Consider the following 3,521-nt stretch of genomic DNA (forward strand, 5'->3'; position numbering starts at 1 on the left):
ATCCGGGGAAGCTCTTCCTGAAGACTCGCTGAATTCAATGATAAACCGACCTGCCAGGGCACTTGATCTCTTCGCTGTCAGCAGCGGTGATATACCACCTTACTTTTTCTCAGCGCTCCAATTTGGAGTCAAAAATGACCAGAATCCGCACACCCAACTCAGTTGGGGAAGCAAAGAGCTTGAAAAGAAAGCGGCCAGAGAAAGAGCAGCTGCTAAAAAAAGACTGAATGAAGAAGTCAAACAGTTAAGAAGCGAAGCCGCCAGGGAGTACCGCAAGAGTGCCACGATCCGTTCTTTAAAAAGCTTTGCAGTCAGCGCTCTCAAGAGCATTCCTGTCGGTTTCGTGTCCGGTGCCATCTATCAGAACTGGGAAACGGTTAAAGCTTATTTACAAGACTTTCAAAAAGAAATTATTGCTCCCAACTTGCCGTTGATGGCCCGACTCGATGGCATGGGAATGGGAAAGTCTGAAGATATGCCTCCGGAATGGGCCAGTTTTATAGACACGCTTCCGAAGAAAGGACATGAGGCCTTGAAATACATCCGTTCAAAAGTCGATAACGGCTTAAGATCCCGTTGGTCCAAGGGTCACTGGTTCAACCCCCATGGACCCAACTTCCACCCGCCTGAGAAGGGTATAAAACAACCTGTCAAAAGCTTTTCAGATCAAATGCTGATGGCTGTCAATGCTATACGTTCCAAGCCGCAGGTCTGTGGCAATACCGTCATGTCTGCAGTCGGACGTTTGCGCTGGAACTATTCTCTTGAAGCCGCTGCTTTCAGACATGCAACCGATATGGCAAATGGAGATTTTATGAGCCATAGCGGTTCCGATGGAAGTCAACCCACTCAACGAGTTGAAGCACAAGGTTATCTCTGGTCAACCACTGCCGAAAACGTTGCAGCAGGCCAACGCAGTGTCGATGCTGTACTCAAAGCCTGGATGAGCAGTGAAGGTCATTGCAAAAACATCATGAGCCCTGCTGTCACCGAGATGGGAGTCAGTTTTGTAGAGAAAGCCTCCGGCAAATACGGAATATTCTGGGCCCAGGTTTTTGCTTCACCGAGACACTTACACTAAACGGGGCCAGGAGGCTGACACCCGGTTAGAAGGCCATCCAAATTACTTGCTGCGACTGGCACGCTTGCGCTCATGCTCTTTCAGGAACTTCTTGCGCAGACGGATGTGGTTAGGCGTAACCTCCACCAACTCGTCATCGTCGATAAATTCCAGGGCCTGTTCCAGGGTGTGCTGGATAGGTGGGGTGAGCTGAATGTTTTCGTCGGAGCCGGAAGCACGAACGTTAGTCAGCTGTTTACCCTTGGTCGGGTTAACTACCAGATCATTGTCACGATTGTGCAGACCAATGATCTGACCTTCATAAACGTCAACGTTCGGGTTCAGGAACAGACGACCACGGTCCTGTAAGTTCCAGAGCGCGTAGCCCAGAACCTTGCCATTCACCATAGAAACCAGTACACCGTTCTTGCGGTGAGACACTTCGCCGTCTTTCACTACCCCGTAATGATCAAAGACATTGGTCAGAATACCGCTGCCAGAGGTCATGGTCAGGAACTGGGAACGGAAACCGATCAGACCACGGGCAGGCATGATGAACTCCAGACGAACACGACCTTTGCCGTCGGGTACCATGTTGGTCAGTTCTGCCTTACGGTAACCCATCTCTTCCATCAGAGAGCCCTGATGCTCTTCCTCAACATCCACAACCACCTGCTCATAAGGCTCCTGCAGAACACCGTCAATTTCCTTGATGACCACCTCCGGACGAGAAACGCCCAGCTCAAAACCTTCGCGACGCATGGTCTCAATCAGAACGGACAGGTGCAGCTCACCGCGACCGGAGACTTTAAACTTGTCGGCATCATCACCCTGCTCAACACGCAGCGCTACGTTATGCAGAAGTTCGCGATCGAGACGCTCCTTGATGTTACGGGAGGTGACATACTTACCATCCTGACCGGCAAAGGGAGAGTCATTGACCTGGAAGGTCATGCTGACGGTGGGCTCATCAACTGTCAGTGCTGTCAGAGCTTCAACATGGTTTGGATCGCAGAGGGTGTCCGATATGTTCAGCTTGTCGATGCCCGTTACGCAGACGATGTCACCTGCACGAGCCTCTTCAACATCAACACGCTCCAGACCCAGATGACCCATTACCTTGAGAATTTTGGCATTGCGCTCACTGCCATCGGCACCAATCAGACGAATCGGAGTAGAAGGTTTGAGGACACCGCGGGTGATACGGCCAATACCGATAACGCCAAGAAAGCTGCTGTAATCCAGAGCAGAGATTTGCATCTGGAAAGGCGCATCCACATCCACCTTGGGAGAAGGTACATTGTTGACGATCATTTCAAACAGTGGCGTCATATCCTGCGCCATGTTTTCAGGGTCATCACCGGCAATACCGTTCAGTGCAGAAGCATAGATAACCGGAAAATCCAGCTGTTCTTCAGTCGCACCCAGACGATCAAACAGGTCAAAGACTTCATCCATAACCCAGTCAGGCCGGGCTCCGGGACGGTCAATCTTGTTGATAACCACGATGGGGCGCAGACCCTGCTCAAACGCTTTCTGAGTGACAAAGCGGGTCTGAGGCATGGGGCCGTCCACCGCATCCACCAGCAGTAGAACTGAATCCACCATGGACATAACACGTTCGACCTCACCACCGAAGTCGGCGTGCCCTGGCGTGTCCACAATATTAATGTGGTAGTCCTGCCAGTTGATGGCGGTGTTCTTGGCCAGGATGGTAATGCCCCGTTCCTTCTCCTGGTCATTGGAGTCCATGATCCGCTCGGCACCCTGATCCTTGCGGCCCAATGTTCCGGACTGCTGAAGCAGTTTGTCAACCAGCGTTGTTTTCCCGTGGTCAACGTGTGCGATGATGGCAATATTGCGTAACTTTTCTATCACTGTCTTTCTCTCTTGAAATCTTTCAGAGGCGCTGCATCACAGCCTCGATCTTGTCCACATCAACACCCGCCAGGCTGGCGTAGGTGGAACAGAATGCCTGATCCTTAATCAGATACTGAACATCCTGCTCATATCGAGCCAGATGGTGTAAATTCCTGAGCCTTAGCGCTTCTTTCAGAGGACTCCGGCTAAAGCGCATATCGGCAATGTCTATCAGTCCAAGAGCACCGTCGGGCAACTTAAGAATATTGCCCATGTGCAGGGAGCGAAAATAGATACCCTGTTCATGCAGGTGCGCAATATATTGAGCGACCTGCTCTGCCAGAACTCTGGTTCCATCTTCATCCAGAGCAGGAAAAACCTGCCTGAGGGTCCGACCCGGCAATGGCCGATAATGGACAGCCGTGTTTTTATAACTTTCAAGACGGTAGCAGCTTATGATGTCCACCGTTTGAATACCGCGCGCCATGAGTTCGGAGGCATTTCTGACAAACCGTACAGAATATGGCCTCAGCCACGCCGAGCTGATAGTACTTTTAACCCGAAACAGTTTCAGAAAAGTTTTATCTTTCAGCTTCAGAAC

General features: G+C 51.0%; 3 protein-coding genes. 1 reads left to right on the forward strand and 2 read right to left on the reverse strand.

Features of this window, described 5'->3' with window-relative positions:
* A partial coding sequence (locus tag KDK18_RS10690) for a CAP domain-containing protein (protein WP_257254887.1) occupies nucleotides 1-1,081 on the forward strand: 1,081 nt, incomplete at its 5' end.
* Between the two features lie 42 nt (nucleotides 1,082-1,123).
* Here KDK18_RS10690 and typA read toward each other — a convergent pair.
* Together typA and KDK18_RS10700 are read right to left on the reverse strand one after the other, a co-directional pair.
* A complete protein-coding gene (typA, locus tag KDK18_RS10695; RefSeq protein WP_257254888.1) occupies nucleotides 1,124-2,938 on the reverse strand; it encodes a translational GTPase TypA in 1,815 nt (604 codons plus the stop codon).
* 22 nt (nucleotides 2,939-2,960) lie between these two features.
* Nucleotides 2,961-3,521, reverse strand: a 561-nt coding sequence (locus KDK18_RS10700; RefSeq protein ID WP_257254889.1) for a hypothetical protein, incomplete at its 5' end; no start/stop codon positions are given.

The sequence above is a fragment of the Endozoicomonas sp. SESOKO3 genome (genome assembly GCF_024606255.1).